We start from the raw sequence: 15,788 nt of genomic DNA, 5'->3' as shown, positions 1-15,788 counted from the left end.
GTTACTTGGTACGGTTTATACTCCTCTCAGCCATTTCTATGGCCTTGGCCACCATGTTCCCGCAATCACGAGAAGTTACGTCGCCCCAGCCCCTGTTCTTGACGATGTCATACACGCCCAATTCTTTGGCAATCTCCTCTTTAAGCCTATCAGACATGACCCCACGCCTTCTGGCCATATAATATAACCCCCTTTTTAGCAAAAGACTTTTTTGCCCTTTGCTAATATTAGTTTTACCCGTCTTAAAGTACGTTATGCTGCAAAAAATATGGCTAGATTACCAGGCTTCCATTGGCAGTATCAATTATCTTCAATATATTTACTTCTTTACCACTATTTACATCAATGTATACTATAAAATTGTCACCCCCATACTCGCCCTTAAACTCATAGCACAGCTTTTCTCCACCCGATTCGGTAGGGATAATAGCCAGGCCTTCAGATTTTATCTTGAGATTGGGGTTCACCAGCTTTCGGGCTTCATCAAGCGACAATTTTGGAGGGGTTATATCTCGTTTTTTATGGGCTATAAGGTAGTTACGGGCATCAAATCCCACAATAGTTCCATCCTCAAGCGATACCTTTACTTTGATGAGGTCGGGATATACTACGATGTCGTCTTGTTTGTACGCGAAGTTAATCACTAAAGTACCGCCAAATTTTTGGCTATAAGTAGGGACCATGGACTTATACCCTTTTTGTGATAAAAACTTTTCGGCCGAACGCCGCGCCTCTGCCAAGGAAAGCTTTGCTGCTTTGACCTGTCCGTCAGAAATCATGTTTACTACCCTGCCGCCTCTTTTACTTACAGAAACAAATATGGTACCCCTGCCATCCTTAAGTTTTACGTATACCCCCCATGTATCTATGTCGGCAGTGGTCTGAGGCCCGCTGTGTACTTCAGCCACCCTATCCCTTCCTATAAAATTAGCAGCTATCTCATTGGCCTTCCTCTGGTCTATAGCCTCTCCCTGAAGGCGAATATCCCTCCTTTGCTGAAGCGTCTCAGAAAATGGACCATCGTATATCAGCGTTGGATAATCGATGCTCGTCCTCTCTATTCTGATAAACTGTCTCTCAATGAGATTTTTTACATCTTCATTGAGCTCTTGCTTGACCTTTGATTGCCTTATCTCTCCCCACTTGACACCGCCAGAATTGACGTTATCGACCAGCAGCTTGAGCTCCTCGTTCAACTTTACACAGCTGTTATGTAACTTTTGGAGATTGTTCATCTCCTCCAACGATATAGTTTGGTCCCGTCCCACTTTTTTGGTAAGATAATAGCAGTAATCTGCTAATTGATTTAAAAATTTTGAAGTCTTGATAAGCGAAAGATGACCTAGCGGCAACTGCCCTAGATTAACTTGTGCAGCATCGGCTTGTCTCCACACGTCAGACAACAACACCATGCTTTGCCCTTGATCTCCACTTACCATGACCTTCGAAAGCTTTGTCTCTATATCTCCTATCTGACCTACCAGCTCAAAAAACGACTTTTGATACAGGTTTTCCATATAGTTGCGGTACTCCAAATTCTGTAAATACTGGTTATATCCCCATAGCCCTACAACTATTAAAGCCACCGCTAACACTATTGTCAGTATCCATCTCGTCATGTACCCTGCCTCCTGTTAACATATTATTACCCGTCAAAACAGGTACAGCCCTGCTCATTAGATGCTTCGTTTACTATATCGGTCGGTGTGTCACACGCTTATTTGGCAAAACGGTGATTGCCGATGACAATGTGTACCGGCCTTGACCATATCCAACTGCTGGTAGTTTTGGCTGGATTATAGTAATAAAGTGCTCCATAAGTGGGGTCCCAACCGTTCAGCGCATCCCTAGCAGCGCGCAGCGATTCCTCATCGGGGGCCAGATTGATTTGACCATCAGCAACAGCCGTGAATGCCCCTGGCTGGTATATCACTCCTGCGATGGTATTGGGAAAAGCAGGGTGCTTTACACGGTTCAACACCACTGCCGCCACTGCTACTTTCCCAATATAGGGTTCTCCCCTTGCTTCAGCGTGTACCAATCTAGCCAGTAAGTATAGATCGCCGCTGCTGTGTGTGCCACCACCCCTTGAAGCACGATAAGATGTGGTAGTGGCACCCCTGTTCAAAGTAATGCCCATGGCAGCTGCCGTTTGCGGTCCAACCACCCCATCAACTTTAAGGCCATTTTTTCTTTGAAAAAGCTTTACCGCTTCAAAGGTCTTTGGGCCATATACCCCATCGATAGGCCCATCGTAATAGCCCCACTGTTTAAGCTTTCTTTGAACTTCCATCACTTTACTACCTGTCGAACCCCAATATAATGCAGTCTCGAGAGCAGCGCTCTGGCTTTTCCAATGCTCGATCAGCATTGCCCCACAAATAAAAAGGGTTAACAAAACTGCTATAACAGAAAGCCGTACTTTGTACCCCATATCATCTCCCTTTCTAGCATATGGCTTCTGTTATATTTTTTGTTAACCCAAAACCAAATATACTTGCTAAAATATTCCCTTATTAAAAATGGACCTGATCACATATCCAGCACTTTAATATAGTTGATAAATGGGTCTTCTGTTCCTTGAAGCTGCGTTTCCTCTTCTTTCAACGCCTTGACATACTCTATCACCTCATGGGTAATCCGTTCCCCCGGACATATAACGGGAATACCGGGCGGATACGCCATTATCATCTCCCCGCTTATTTCGCCCACGGCCTCTTCCAGCTTAACGCTTCGTTTGGGACTATAAAAGGCATCTCGAGGCCTTACAATCATCTCCGTCTTACAAGGAACTAGGTTACAGTTTGGCTTGTTATTTACCCCCCTCTTTCTAGCGATGTCCTTCAAGGCTTCAATCAGTTTTTCTATATCCTCCTTCTGATCTCCCAGGGTTACAATGGCCATTATATTATAAAAGTCCGAAAGCTCAATCTGAATGTTGTACTCCTTGCGGAGTACGCTCTCCATTTCATACCCTGACATGCCCAGCTGACGAACGTATATGCTGAGCTTGGTTTCATCAAAATCGTACACCCCCGGGCTACCAACCAGTTCCTTACCAAAGGCATACAACCCCTCAACCTCGTTTATCTTCGCTCTGGCATATCGAGCTAGCTCTACCGCCTTGCTAACCAGTTCCTTGCCACGCAGCGCCAACTGCTTTCGCGCCATATCAATTGAAGCCATTAAGACATATGACGCGCTGGTGGTCTGCGTCAGGTTAAGCACAGACTTTACCCGGTTGCTGTTTACCTTATCGCTTTCACGAATAAATAAAGCTGAACTCTGAGTCATCGAGCCAACCGTCTTGTGAAGGCTGGCGGCACTCATATCCGCTCCTGCTTCCATGGCCGATATAGGCAACTCATCGCAGAACGGCAAATGTGCCCCATGAGCCTCATCTGCCAGCACCAGCATGTTGTTTTCATGAGCTATTCGACAAATTTCCCTGAGGTTGGATACCGCACCGTAATAGGTGGGATTTATGACAAACACCGCCTTGGCTTTAGGATGATTGCGTATTGCCTCTTTCACGCTTTCCACCGACATGCCCATGGCGATACCGAGGTCATAGTTAATCTCGGGTTGAACATATACCGGTATAGCGCCACTCAGTATCATGGCCCCAATGGTGGATTTATGTGCGTTTCTAGGTATGATTATTTCATCCCCTGGACCACATGCATAAAGTATCATGGCCTGTACGCCTTGCGTAGTGCCATTTACCAAAAAAAATGAATCGTCGGCCCCATATAGCTCAGCCAGAAGCTTCTCCGCCTCTTTTATAACGCTTATAGGGTTACATATATTGTCTAGGTCCTCCATCCCGTTAAGGTCTATTTGAAATACTTTTTCCCCTAAATATTCTACCAGTTCGCCAGCTCCCTTGCCCTTTTTGTGCCCTGGTACGTGGAATGGTATCACTCCATCCTCCACGTTTTTCCTGAGAGCTTCAAACAAAGGGGCTGTATTCTGATCTAGCTTTTTCATCCTTTATACCCCTTCCCTTAAAAGAAAAATCAAAAATCCTTTTGCTTACAAAGAATAATTACACCACAAATCGGCATCAATTGCAATAACAATTTTTTATAAACAAAAAAGGGTGCTCATGCACCCTTTTTAACGATCCCAAAAGCTCAAAAAAGAAAACAGCCTCTTTATCTTATTGCTTGATACCTCTATCCACTCCACCAGTTTCCACCTGTACTGTATTTCCCCAGAACTTTCAACGCCTCTTTCAGCATTATAAGGCATAGACACACGTTGACGGTCTTCAACATCATCCTGTTGAACAGATCTGCCTTTTATCCCATTGCTTGCCACTTCATTATCATTTGCTTCACTTCTTACCACATATTTTTCACCTTCGTTGATCGATTTTGGAGATGTAATTGCCCTGCGTCGAGATTGGTTTCCTTCCACTTTAACGGCACCATCGACTTGCGAAGCATTATCATCCCTTGCCGTCGCATTTTCTTTTGGCCTAGCCACTCCATGAGAGATATCTATAAAACAAAGTGGTGGAAACATTACACACCACCAGTTTGCCCCTTCTCCCTTGCCTATAACCACCTTTAATGCCTCATATTCTCCTGCCGGCAAAACCAGATTTCCATACGCCTTGGTAGGAAACGAAAATCGCCCAAACTGAACTTTTACAGGATATGATTTGCCTGCCCGCTTTACCTCAAGAAGAGCAATTTTTTCAATCTCATCAATGTTCTCCATGACCTTCTCTCTTTCTTTCTCAATCGAGTCAATACCAGCAAACTCCTTGCCAAATTCTTCAAGGAGTTTATCCCTCACCCTCAGCTTCAAGGCTTGATCTTCCGGAGAATCGCTGTTTGCCACCACATGAAAACGGATATACTCCTTTTGAGTAGCATTTCCATATATATCCATCGTTATAAGCATTGTTATCAATATCAACAATACTACAAACGGGTAAATTACTTTTGGTCCATTCTTCACTGTCAATACCCCCAACCTTACGTATTATTCAACAAAACCGGTATTAGAAGTATTGACAGTTTTAAATTTTTTAATCAATTGTACAGGTATTTTTCTGCCATTTCCATATATATTGTCCCCAGTGAATGTCCCATCTTTAAATCTAACATAGGTCCTTGCATGTCGTTTGCACTCTTCTCAACAATGGGATAACACAGATCATCGTGGGCATTTGTACATCGATTTACAAGGTCTGACGTGTTATGCCCTGCCAATATGACCGCATCCATCCTTAAAAAACCTCCTCTACTACCTGTACTCCTAGGCTCACGGTTTTAACAACAAAGCAATATGAATGCCTCTGCTTCAGCGCCGCATATGCCTTTCGAGCGGTATGTTCATCTTTAAAAAGGCCATACACAGTAGGACCGCTCCCGCTCATACAGCAACCCACAGCCCCTTGCCTCATAACATCCTCTTTAATAGCTCTTATCTGAGGGCATAGACCGACAGTTACTTCCTCAAGCACGTTTACCATATTTAAGGCAATGCCTTTGAAGTCCCTTTGATGTAAGCTGTTAACCATGCTGGTCACATCCGGCCTTTTTTGTATCTTGCTCAAATCTAACTTGCCATAAACTTCAGCTGTAGAGATGCGCTGGTCAGGCGTAATCAGCACCAACCATATCCCTTGTGCAGGAGGCAACTCTGTTATATCCTCTCCCCTACCCTTAGCCAAAGCAGTACCTCCTACGACGCAAAATGGCACATCGCTTCCCACAATACCTGCTAATTCCATAAGCTCTTCTTTTGAAAGATTAAGCCTCCACATCCTGCTAAGCCCCACAAGGACAGCAGCCGCGTCAGCGCTCCCCCCTGCCAAACCCGCCGCCACAGGGATATTCTTTATAAGCTCAACCTGGATCCCTTTTTCAATGCCAAACCTCTTTTTTATCAAAACAGCAGCACGGTAAGCCGTATTGGTTACATCTACAGGAAGGCTGTCTATACTGCACTTTACGCTTATCTCCTCACCCTTTTCTTCAAGGATAACAGCATCCCACAAATCCACCGACTGCATGACCATCTCCACATCATGATAGCCATCAGGGCGTTTACCTAGAACATCTAGCGCCCAATTAATCTTTGCATAGGCCTTTAAAACAATCCTCCTCATTGCATACCCAACTCCCACTTTATATCCAATATTTAACTATAATTCCAAACATTTTTAAAAATATTGCCCCTCCAAGAAAATCAACTTTACTCATTATACCTTAACGCATACCTCTTTGCCAACGCCTTTCAAGTCGCCAAAAATAAAAGCGTGTTCTACCGCCCCATACATAATGGGCTCAAGCCGGGGCCATGAACACGCAAAAACCTGTGATATCCTCTTATTTCATACCGAAACCTGCAGCTTCTTGTATATGATCAGCTTATCTCCCGGAGTCAATACCTGTGACTCATCTATTGCATTGTATTTCAAAATACTGGCTATCGTAGTATTATATTTCTTGGCTATCGACCATAGGCTGTCTCCTGGCTGAACAAAATACACAAAAATGCCTGAATCCAATCCCTCTTTTAATTCCTCAACCTCTACGTCCAAGAATACTTCCTTTTCCAAGCTGGTAAATACACTCACACTTGCTGTCATCACGGCACGAATTTCCACTTCATCATGAGCGATTAATGTACAGCTGACATGATCAACGACCAGCTGGCTTTGACACTCCATGTCTTCATAAGCTCCTTCAAGCTCTACGCTGTGCCTGAAGGGGATATCTTCCTTTATGCTGGCTGGTCCGTAGGACGGATCCGTGGGTTGATAGATCACCTTGCTTACCAGCACCCCCTCAATGACCACTTTACCATCGCTTATGCGCTGGTCTGTGACGACGGGTTTTGCTTCAACGTAAAGCACTCTAGCGGCCTGAGGGACGTTCTGAGGAAATGCCACGCTCTCTTTTATCACCACCTGATCCTGTGCTTCACCCACCGACTGTATTAGATTTATTTTCCTCTTCCTAGGCTTAAGGGATAAACCTGGACAGTAAGCATCTACTAGCAGTTCTTTTGTTTCTGTTTCGAATACTCTAACCTCAGCCTCTATGACAGCCTCCACACTGAGTACCCGCATTTCCCCATTTATATCTTCCCGCGGCTCAACAAAAAGTTCTTGTACCCATACATCAGCGGTACATTCCAATCCTTGATATGCCCCTACTATGTCCACCGATTGAGTAAACGGCATATCATAACTCACGTGTTGAATTGGTTCACTAGGGTCATCACACAGATAAAGCAGCTGAATCTTTATATCCCCTTCTATAACCACCCTGTTATCCATAACTTTTCGATTATTTAATTTTATTGAAGCATTTTTTTTCAATATTTTTTGTATAGAGGGCATGCCTTCTTCTAACTCCAGGTCTTCTCTAACTATGGCTTGTGAACCACCCTGTCCCTGACTGTGCGACACCACTACCTTATCCTTTAACGTCTGCATGTTTGGCATACTCTTAAAATTCTGTACTACATCAATTTGAAGAACATCATTTACCCTACCCTGCAAATTAATCACAGCTTTTATATTGAGTTTCCTGCTGTTGATGACCTCATATTCAACATGCTCGACCTGATACTTCAATGTAGATAACATGTTGGGTCTGGCACCAGGCACATCAAGATAATGAGTAAAGCCCAACTCCGACTCCAGGCTCTCTACAAGCTTAGCCTCGTTTTGGCCGATGTATAGGACAGTACAGCGCACTACTCCTTCTATCATCACCCTGTCCTGAATTACTTCTTTGCTATTCACAACCACTATGCCGTCAACATCCAGCACCCTGGCAATATCTGGCTTGGACTCTGGAACCACAATATCTCCTTCTACCAGTGCTTGCGACAACTCCTCTCCAATTGTCTGGTCTACCTTTAAAATATCCCTCACACATTCGACAGTCACCTTCATTCCTCCTCCCCATACTTTTGTCCCATAAGGATATCTATTATATAAATATAAGGAACGCTCAAAAAATATGTTCAAATCCTCTGGTTATTTTTGCATATCACCACTTCTACATTGGAAGTCAGTATGTCGAAATATGTAAAGGAAAGCGTCTGGACAGACTTATCGTCTATGTTGACGCGTACGGTAAAAATGCTAGGATAAACCTCATGAATAACGCCTTCCCTAATAAAACTCTTTCTTCGCCCCCTGTTGGCTTTAAGCTTTACCTTTTCCCCTATATTGGATTCCACCGCCTTTTTAACATTCATCAAAGCCTGTGCGTCAATCATAAACCTCACCTTTAATAAATTTTTTCACTTAGGATTATTTTTACCACAAATGGCATAAAATATATACACCAATCACATCCCTTAATTTATTTCTTCACCAAAATGAAAACGCCCGTGCTTATTTAACAGCACGGGCATACATAACTTATCAATAATGTAAAATTATTCCTCCTCTTCATCCTCATTCTCTTCAAACTCTTCATCAAATTCTTTATCGATTTCCAGGTCCTCCAGCGGTTCTAAGTCCTCTGGTTCAGCTAAGTCCTCTAAATCTTCCAAGGGATTCAAATCGCCGTCTATATCCTCATCAAATACCTCCAACTCTTCATCGTCTGTTAACAGGAAATCATCCCACCGTTCACCTTCAACTCGTTCTCCCTCTGCCTCTTTCATGCGCTCCATCGCACACTGGTAACACATCTCTTCCCCTGGTTCAATGATGTTTTCCCCACACTCCGGGCATATATCATATTCTTCCTCCCTATCATTATCACTTAAAGATTTACCAACTTCCTCTAAGCATACTTTACATAAAGACTCCGTGTCTTTGATATAGTTCAAATTACAACGTGGGCATTTTTTATAAGCCATTCCCTTATATCCCTCCGAATGTAAAGTCTTTAAAATGCCATTAAGTAAATTGTACAATTTACTTAAACTCTTTATTCATCAACCTCTAACAAAATTCTCTTAAATAAATTAATATAAATCTATATTAAAATCAAGAGTTATCTACAACTTGTTTATAAAGTTATCCACAATATCCACAGAATTATCCCCAGGCCTTTATCTTTACAGCTTTTTAGGTTGTGGATACATAACTCGCTTTTCCACAAAACTCACACCGATATCCACATATTAAACAAAAGGATATATCAGAAGTCCACCGTCAAGTACCCTTAACCGTTCAAATCCCAACTGTTTAAGCTTAACATAGGCTAAAGAGGCCCTTCGGCCCCTCTCACTTATCAATACTATGAGGCGCTCCCTGTCCAATTCATCTTTTCGGTTTTCCAATTCCTCCAAAGGTATGTTTATTGCACCAGGCAATGTCCCCATTTTAAACTCAGATTCAGTGCGCACATCCAGTAAAACTACCTCCTCATTATGCACAAGAGAACTTAATTCTAAAGGAGAAATGCCTTTCAACTTCCCTTGTAGCTTATTGAGCATGACGTGAGCCACAAGCAAAATGGGATGCTGGTTCATGGAAATGAGATCCAGCACGGCCAAATCTTTGACCGTACCATCCATACCCATGACAGTAGCCACTATATCCACCAATTTATCTGACAAAGCGCCTCCTACACACTGAACCCCCATTATCTTGCCATTGGACCTATTCACAATGAGTTTAATAGTATTCTCCCTGTAGCCCCCACCACCAGCATACCTGTCGTCATACACCGAAACTATAGCCGCTTCCCCATCGTAGCCCTCCTGCCAAGCCTGCTGAAGCGAAAGGCCAGCTCGAGCTATTCCAAGGTCAAAAGCCTGTATGCCTATAGCGCCTAACACACCTTTCTCTAGCATACAATCATTGTCGCCAAGTATGTTTTGGCTTATTACATGAAGTGCTACATCATCAACTGCCTGCCAGTAAACCCATACAGGCTTACCTGTTATGTGATGAACCCTCTCGGCACAGCTACCCATCGCGTATATGCCGGGCACATTGGTTTCCATATACTGGTCAACCTCAATAGCACCGCTGGCTCCTATTATGATTCCCGCTTTTTTTGCTACTTCCACATTGGGCTTCATATCATCTAGCCATATAACCACATCAGCAGGAATAATGTGCTCGGGGGTGTGGACCTCAACCACATCTCCTTTAGCATTGCCTATCAGAGAAAGCACTTTTTCCCCCACCAGGACTTCAACACCTTTACGCCCCATCTGTCTCCTGACCAACTCAGCCATTTCAATGTCCAATTCAGGAAGTATCTGTGACCCTCTTTCCACAAGGCTTACCTTCACGCCTCGCTTCCACAGGCTTTCAGCCAGATATACTCCCGCCATATGAGCTCCTACTACCACCGCCTTTTTCAATCGCCCTTCCTTTATTCCTTCTTGAATGATGGCTACATCCTCCGGAGACTTAAGAAACAGGACATTCCCCAGGTTAATGCCCTCTATCGCTGGAACAACCGGCGAAGCTCCTGTAGCGATAATCAGCTTATCATATTCTAACACAGAGCTATGACCATCTTTTAATTCTTCAAATATCACCTTTTTTTCCACAGGAAGGATGTCAGTTACCCTTGTTTCAGTTAAAATATCCATGCTGCCCTGGACTCTAAAATTGTCCATAATGCCTTCTACCAAAGAAAAAACATCCTCTTCGGAGTTTTGAATAAAATAGGAGAGCATATAACTGTTAAACGAAGGATATTTTCCCGGAATCAAAACCTTTGCTTCTACCTCAGGATTTTGGCAAATAGCTCTGGCCGCCGCCTTTATACCATCAATTTCATCCCCAATCACAACTAACTTCTTTTTTCCCATAAACTACTCCTCCTTTATACTGTCAGAAAAAGGAACTTCATCATCCAACAGTACTTTCACAATTTTAAGGGCCTCTTCATTGACCACCGAATACTTTATTTCCACTCCCCTTCGTTCTCCTTTGATGATGCCCCTGGCCTTCAATATACCTAAGTGCTGGGAAATTGTGGACTGGGGAAGTTTCAAACACTCTTGAATTCCCGACACATTACATGTTTTATGCATAAGACCATGTACAATACACAACCTCACTGGATGCCCAAGCGCCTTTAAAAGCTCAGCCTTTTGTTGATACTTCGACACATCCATTTATAATCCATCCTTCCTATCATAAACGCTTTTCATGTCGTCTATCTATTATATCCTTGTACTATCATATTATGATAGGAAGGTACTGTCAACATTTATTAAAGGCTCACCCTATGCTGAGCGCTCCATGCTCAGCTTGTCGGCAACAAGTGCAATAAATTCCCCATTGGTGGGCTTTTCATTCTTATTATATACAACATATCCAAACAACTTATTTATATTCTCTACCTTCCCACGGCTCCAAGCCACATCAATGGCATGGCGTATAGCTCTTTCAACTTTGCTTGGGGTTGTGTTAAACTTTTTAGCAATGCCTGGATAAAGTTCCTTGGTGATACGGTTTATAAGGTCAGAATTCTCTACCACCATCTTAATTGCCTCTCTTAAGAAGTGATAACCTTTGATATGAGCTGGAATGCCAATGGTTAAAAATATGTTAGAAATCTTCTCTTCAAGGTTCTCACTTTTTACAGTATCGCTCGCATTACATTTTGCTGGCTCTGTTTTGCGCATGACTTCCCTTATCCTCTTAACCATCATTCCTAAGTCAAACGGTTTCACCATATAATATTTGGCCCCTAATTCTATAGCCCTTCTTATCAAATCCTCCTGTCCTATTGCCGACAGGCATATAACTGAAGGAAGGATTTGTAGTCCGGACACATTGAGATGCTCAAGCACTCCCAAGCCGTCTAATTTAGGCATAATCATATCCATAATAACCACGTCAGGACAAAACAATTTTATAGCTTCCAAACCTGCCACTCCATCTCCTGCCACCCCAACTACTTCCATGTCATCTTGCATGTTAATATACTCTTTCAAAATCTCCCTTATACCCGCATTGTCATCCAAAATAACAACCCTAATTTTCGATCCCATTTTCCACCCTCTCCCCTTAAAACTTCATCTCGCATGTTAAAATTTCACGAAATTTGTTATTTTTAATCGAATTTTCCCATAATTAGTATAATTTGTAAAACACTTTTATATTTTACCATATTTTTTGGGAATTTGAAAGATGGTGTTAACAATATTTTTGCACAAAAAAAGGACAAAACGCTAAACACAGCGCCGCCCTTTTTATTTTTTAACATCCCAACTTAACAACTCCCAAGGGGTCGCGCAAATTCACTCAGATATATTCAGCAAGGATAAGCAATCTCGCCGGTACAAGCATCTATATACAACAGCCAATAGCCCATTCCAAAACCATACCTGGATGGCACCCATCTGGAAAACCCTTGCATAAACATAAATGGAACAGGGCCATATGGTCCCGGAACTCCATACGCTACATAGCGAACCTGCCCGTTCTCTCTCACAAGCCCCACGATGTAATGGTCACAATAATAGTTGTTGCTAATATGCTGGGGTGCTATGTAGCCATAATGGCCATAATCATTTTCACACGGCACCTCCACCCATTCAATTTCTCCAACTTCTGCAAAGAAGGGATACACCCTTCTATAAGTCTCAAACAACCAGGTATAGTAGTCCTTAGCCTTATCCCAATAGGTTTGCCCCTCCAACAAGTTAGATCCATGGCTTTCAACATTATCCTCACAAGCTTGTTCTTTAATATCTCTCACTGCCTCTTTCTCTGCATCGTTTTCGTAAGGCATGTTCTTCTGTGAGCCTTCAATCCCGCTAGTCTGCATACTTGTCATACCTTGTAACTCTTCCGACATCTTATTATCCTCAACATCTTGTATCTCTACCTTCTCCTTTTCCTCTATTAGCATTGCACTGCCTTCAAGCCCCTCACTATCGTTAGCCACCCCTTTTACGCCATCCATATCTTGTCCCGCTTTTACTTTATCATTGCCCATTTCATTTTCCTGCCTTCTGCTCTGTAATAAAGGCCCTAGCGCCACAATTATATCCTGTAAGGTCTTTTGCTTATTATCCTGCTTATTATCCTGCTTATCGTCCAGCAAAAATGATATCTCTTTCTTAGCACCTTCATTCTTTTTTTCTTCAACCAACTTCGCCGGGCTACTTCCTTTTTTGCTTTCAACTGTTGGCTTTATCAATTTATTATACAGCCTACCGAGCTCTTTCTTTATCCGCCCTTCCCAGTCCAGTTCTACCCGTTTATTTGCGTAGCCCACTAATGGATAGCTGATGCCACCACCATCATTGCACACAACAGCTAGTCCATGAAATTGCTCAAGAGAATAACCTGAGCCACCTACTCTGTCTACATCTATTTCTACAGCACATTCCCCCCGTCCTCGTTGATCAACGTAAATGCTTGCAATCTTTTGCGGCAAAATCCCCTCCTGTGCAGATATTAAAAAGATGTCATACCCCCCTTGCTCACTATCACGAGGTTTTAAATCCTGTACATGAAAGTACATCTTGCATTTGTCATTACGTACTTCAATTTTACAGTAACCCGTTGCCGGCTTCTCACCCTTTATGTTGAATTTGGGATCTTTAGGTTGTAAAATAACAAATGAACGATGGTAATATCCTTTAGCCAACGCTTCTCCCTCCCTTATCCTTTTTCACTATAAAATATATGAGCCAAAACAAAAAAAGAAACCCCAATTTATTAGAATTAGGGTTTCTTTTAGCACATACATTCTCACTCGTCAATCCTTTGCCCCTCTAAGTATAAAACATTGGCTATATCAGCATACTGCTGTATGGTAAGGTCCTCACCCCGTCTCCTCGGATCAATGCTACATCTGTCCAACACATCATACAATTTTTCTTTGCTTATACCCTTCAACTCTAAAGCAGTCAAGGCATTGATTATGGTCTTCCGCCTTTGGTTAAAAGCCGCCCTTACCACCTTAAAAAACAACCTATGGTCCTGTACATCGACTGGTGGACTTTGCCTCCTTTTTAGCAACACAATAGCTGAATCCACCTTGGGAGGAGGGAAAAACACGTTAGCCGATACCACGGCTACTATCTCGGGACAAGTGTAGAATTGGACAGCAATAGACAGCATCCCGTAATCCTTTGTACCAGCCACAGCCGTCATCCTCTGAGCTACTTCCTTTTGTACCATCACTACCATGGATTCATAAGGCAAATCGCTCTCCAAAAACATCATCAACACGGGGGTGGTAATATAATAGGGTAAATTGCCAACTACTTTAAATGGCTGCTCCCCAAAGTGCTGCTCTAGCAGCTGCTTTATATCCAGTTTAAGCACATCTCCCTGAACAAGCTTCACATTATAACAGCCTGCCAACGTCTCATCTAAAATAGGGAACAGCCTGCTGTCTATCTCAATTGCCAACACCTGTTTAGCAGCGCCAGCCAGCTCCTTGGTCAATGTCCCTATTCCCGCTCCAATCTCCAACACAAAATCTTCTTTATCAATTGCAGCTGCATCCATTATCTTCATAAGTATGTTTCTATCAATCAAAAAATTTTGTCCCAAACCCTTCTTAAAACTCACCCCATGTCGAGCCATTAACTCTTTTACCACTCTGGGTGAGGTAAGCGATTGTATATCCTTACACATCATCATTTAGGGAAATACACCTTAACACTCCTTCTACCAAATCTCAAACATTGGCTTTCACTGTCCATAAACACGTCAATCCTATATCCTTTGATAGCTCCTCCAATATCCATAGCTTTGTAATAGCCGTTTAAGTGTTCCCATCCCCGTGGAAATTCTATATACACCGTTTTGTATAATGGAATTATCCTGGGATCGACCGCAATGTAACCCTCCTTGGGCATAACTCCCGTTTTTGTACGATTCCCAGTATGGGTATAGGCTGTAGCTTCAAAAGTTTTCACTACTGAATAGCGTAAAACATCGCCACGCGACGTTATCTTTTTCTTTACAGTACCGACATATACAATGCGATCTACTGGCTGTACAGCCACCTTTTCCTCTATAACTTTTCTCGATATTTCCTGGCCATCTCGATAGGTTACCAGTATTTTTCTCTGCAGTTCCCCTTCTCTCCCCTCCTGTACTACCTTCTGCACCCCTTCATCCATATTGTCATCCTTTTTAACGATCACCCTGTAACCGATAGGCTCTCTCTCAACTATAACTTCTTCGTCGTATCTAGTCACTATAATTTTTTCTCGCGGTATGGCGCAGGCATCCAACCTGTAATTTACCACATCCTTTTCTCCCAAGACAATACCCGCTTTGTTGAGCACATCGGCTACTGTGGCCCCTTTAGGTAAGTATACAGTTTTTTCTTGCTGATCTGCTACAACATAAAATGGCAGCCTACGAACCACCTCAATGACAATACCGTCCCTAAGCCTATATTCTCTATCAAGATTTATATTGTCTCCTGGCCCCAGTTCAATTTCGTATTTTTTAAGAAAATCGCCCACCGTTTTTTCTAACGTAACAATTTCTACCTCATGACCACCATCCTTTAACGTGACGGCGTAGCTTATGCTGTCTATGTAGAAAGCGGCTGCAGCTGAAACCCCGCTTAACACCAGCAGGGCTATAAGGATCACCACTAAAAGTTTAGTAACCAGTGCCCTGTCTGCCCCGCCTATTTGAGGCTCCATAAATCACCCTCCTTCTCTGTTCAATGGCTTTAGGGGGTATACCTAAAAGCTGTTACTTTATTGTAATATTTTTTTAACATTTTGTCAACATTTTGTAACATTTAGCAGAAATTTCGCATCTAATTTCCAGTATAAATTTTTTGTAATAAGGAATCAACGTTTTTCCATTTTATTGTAATTCTGGAATTTGAAAAGACCAT

Annotated in this window: 15 protein-coding genes and 1 pseudogene; all 16 read right to left on the bottom strand. The window is 42.7% G+C overall.

What is annotated here, in order from left to right; all coding sequences use genetic code 11:
* Position 1 precedes the first annotated feature (1 nt).
* Complete coding sequence (locus JOD02_RS06225; RefSeq protein WP_204487996.1) at positions 2-178, bottom strand: alpha/beta-type small acid-soluble spore protein; 177 nt, start codon at positions 176-178, stop codon at positions 2-4.
* Positions 179-272: 94 nt separating this feature from the next.
* Complete coding sequence (ypeB, locus tag JOD02_RS06220; RefSeq protein WP_204487994.1) at positions 273-1,619, bottom strand: germination protein YpeB; 1,347 nt, start codon at positions 1,617-1,619, stop codon at positions 273-275.
* Between the two features lie 98 nt (positions 1,620-1,717).
* Positions 1,718-2,371, bottom strand: a complete 654-nt coding sequence (sleB, locus tag JOD02_RS06215) for a spore cortex-lytic enzyme (protein ID WP_243426398.1) — start codon at positions 2,369-2,371, stop codon at positions 1,718-1,720.
* A 161-nt stretch (positions 2,372-2,532) separates the two neighbouring features.
* The gene (locus JOD02_RS06210; protein ID WP_204487991.1) at positions 2,533-3,990 is read right to left on the bottom strand and encodes an aminotransferase class I/II-fold pyridoxal phosphate-dependent enzyme; all 1,458 of its coding nucleotides are present in this window, start codon (positions 3,988-3,990) and stop codon (positions 2,533-2,535) included.
* 501 nt (positions 3,991-4,491) lie between these two features.
* Positions 4,492-4,869 (bottom strand): annotated as a pseudogene (gene spoIIR / locus JOD02_RS11920) (stage II sporulation protein R); the annotation flags it as partial.
* Positions 4,870-5,045: 176 nt separating this feature from the next.
* Positions 5,046-5,240: a hypothetical protein gene (locus tag JOD02_RS06200; protein ID WP_204487987.1), complete on the bottom strand. Its 195-nt coding sequence runs from the start codon at positions 5,238-5,240 to the stop codon at positions 5,046-5,048.
* 2 nt (positions 5,241-5,242) lie between these two features.
* Positions 5,243-6,127 carry a 4-(cytidine 5'-diphospho)-2-C-methyl-D-erythritol kinase gene (ispE, locus tag JOD02_RS06195; protein WP_204487985.1) on the bottom strand — a complete coding sequence of 295 codons (885 nt, stop codon included), beginning with the start codon at positions 6,125-6,127 and terminating at the stop codon, positions 5,243-5,245.
* 225 nt (positions 6,128-6,352) lie between these two features.
* Positions 6,353-7,927: a DUF3794 and LysM peptidoglycan-binding domain-containing protein gene (locus JOD02_RS06190; RefSeq protein ID WP_204487983.1), complete on the bottom strand. Its 1,575-nt coding sequence runs from the start codon at positions 7,925-7,927 to the stop codon at positions 6,353-6,355.
* 71 nt (positions 7,928-7,998) lie between these two features.
* Positions 7,999-8,256, bottom strand: coding sequence for a Veg family protein (locus JOD02_RS06185; protein WP_204487981.1), 258 nt, complete (start codon positions 8,254-8,256; stop codon positions 7,999-8,001).
* Between the two features lie 162 nt (positions 8,257-8,418).
* On the bottom strand, positions 8,419-8,847 hold the full coding sequence (locus JOD02_RS06180; RefSeq protein WP_204487980.1) for a hypothetical protein: 429 nt from the start codon (positions 8,845-8,847) through the stop codon (positions 8,419-8,421).
* A gap of 267 nt (positions 8,848-9,114) precedes the next feature.
* Positions 9,115-10,764, bottom strand: a complete 1,650-nt coding sequence (locus JOD02_RS06175; protein WP_204487978.1) for an FAD-dependent oxidoreductase — start codon at positions 10,762-10,764, stop codon at positions 9,115-9,117.
* 3 nt (positions 10,765-10,767) lie between these two features.
* Positions 10,768-11,073: an ArsR/SmtB family transcription factor gene (locus JOD02_RS06170; protein WP_204487976.1), complete on the bottom strand. Its 306-nt coding sequence runs from the start codon at positions 11,071-11,073 to the stop codon at positions 10,768-10,770.
* 111 nt (positions 11,074-11,184) lie between these two features.
* A complete protein-coding gene (spo0A, locus tag JOD02_RS06165; RefSeq protein WP_204487974.1) occupies positions 11,185-11,955 on the bottom strand; it encodes a sporulation transcription factor Spo0A in 771 nt (256 codons plus the stop codon).
* A 263-nt stretch (positions 11,956-12,218) separates the two neighbouring features.
* Complete coding sequence (locus JOD02_RS06160; RefSeq protein WP_204487972.1) at positions 12,219-13,562, bottom strand: hypothetical protein; 1,344 nt, start codon at positions 13,560-13,562, stop codon at positions 12,219-12,221.
* A gap of 104 nt (positions 13,563-13,666) precedes the next feature.
* Positions 13,667-14,566, bottom strand: coding sequence for a 16S rRNA (adenine(1518)-N(6)/adenine(1519)-N(6))-dimethyltransferase RsmA (rsmA, locus tag JOD02_RS06155; protein WP_243426381.1), 900 nt, complete (start codon positions 14,564-14,566; stop codon positions 13,667-13,669).
* Positions 14,563-15,588, bottom strand: a complete 1,026-nt coding sequence (locus JOD02_RS06150) for a 3D domain-containing protein (protein WP_204487970.1) — start codon at positions 15,586-15,588, stop codon at positions 14,563-14,565. Before JOD02_RS06150 ends, rsmA begins: the two co-directional genes overlap by 4 nt.
* Between the last annotated feature and the right edge of the window lie 200 nt (positions 15,589-15,788).

Source organism: Caldicoprobacter guelmensis (genome assembly GCF_016908415.1).
Taxonomy (GTDB): Bacteria; Bacillota; Clostridia; order Caldicoprobacterales; family Caldicoprobacteraceae; genus Caldicoprobacter; species Caldicoprobacter guelmensis.
This window is presented reverse-complemented; position numbering and strand designations above follow the sequence as displayed.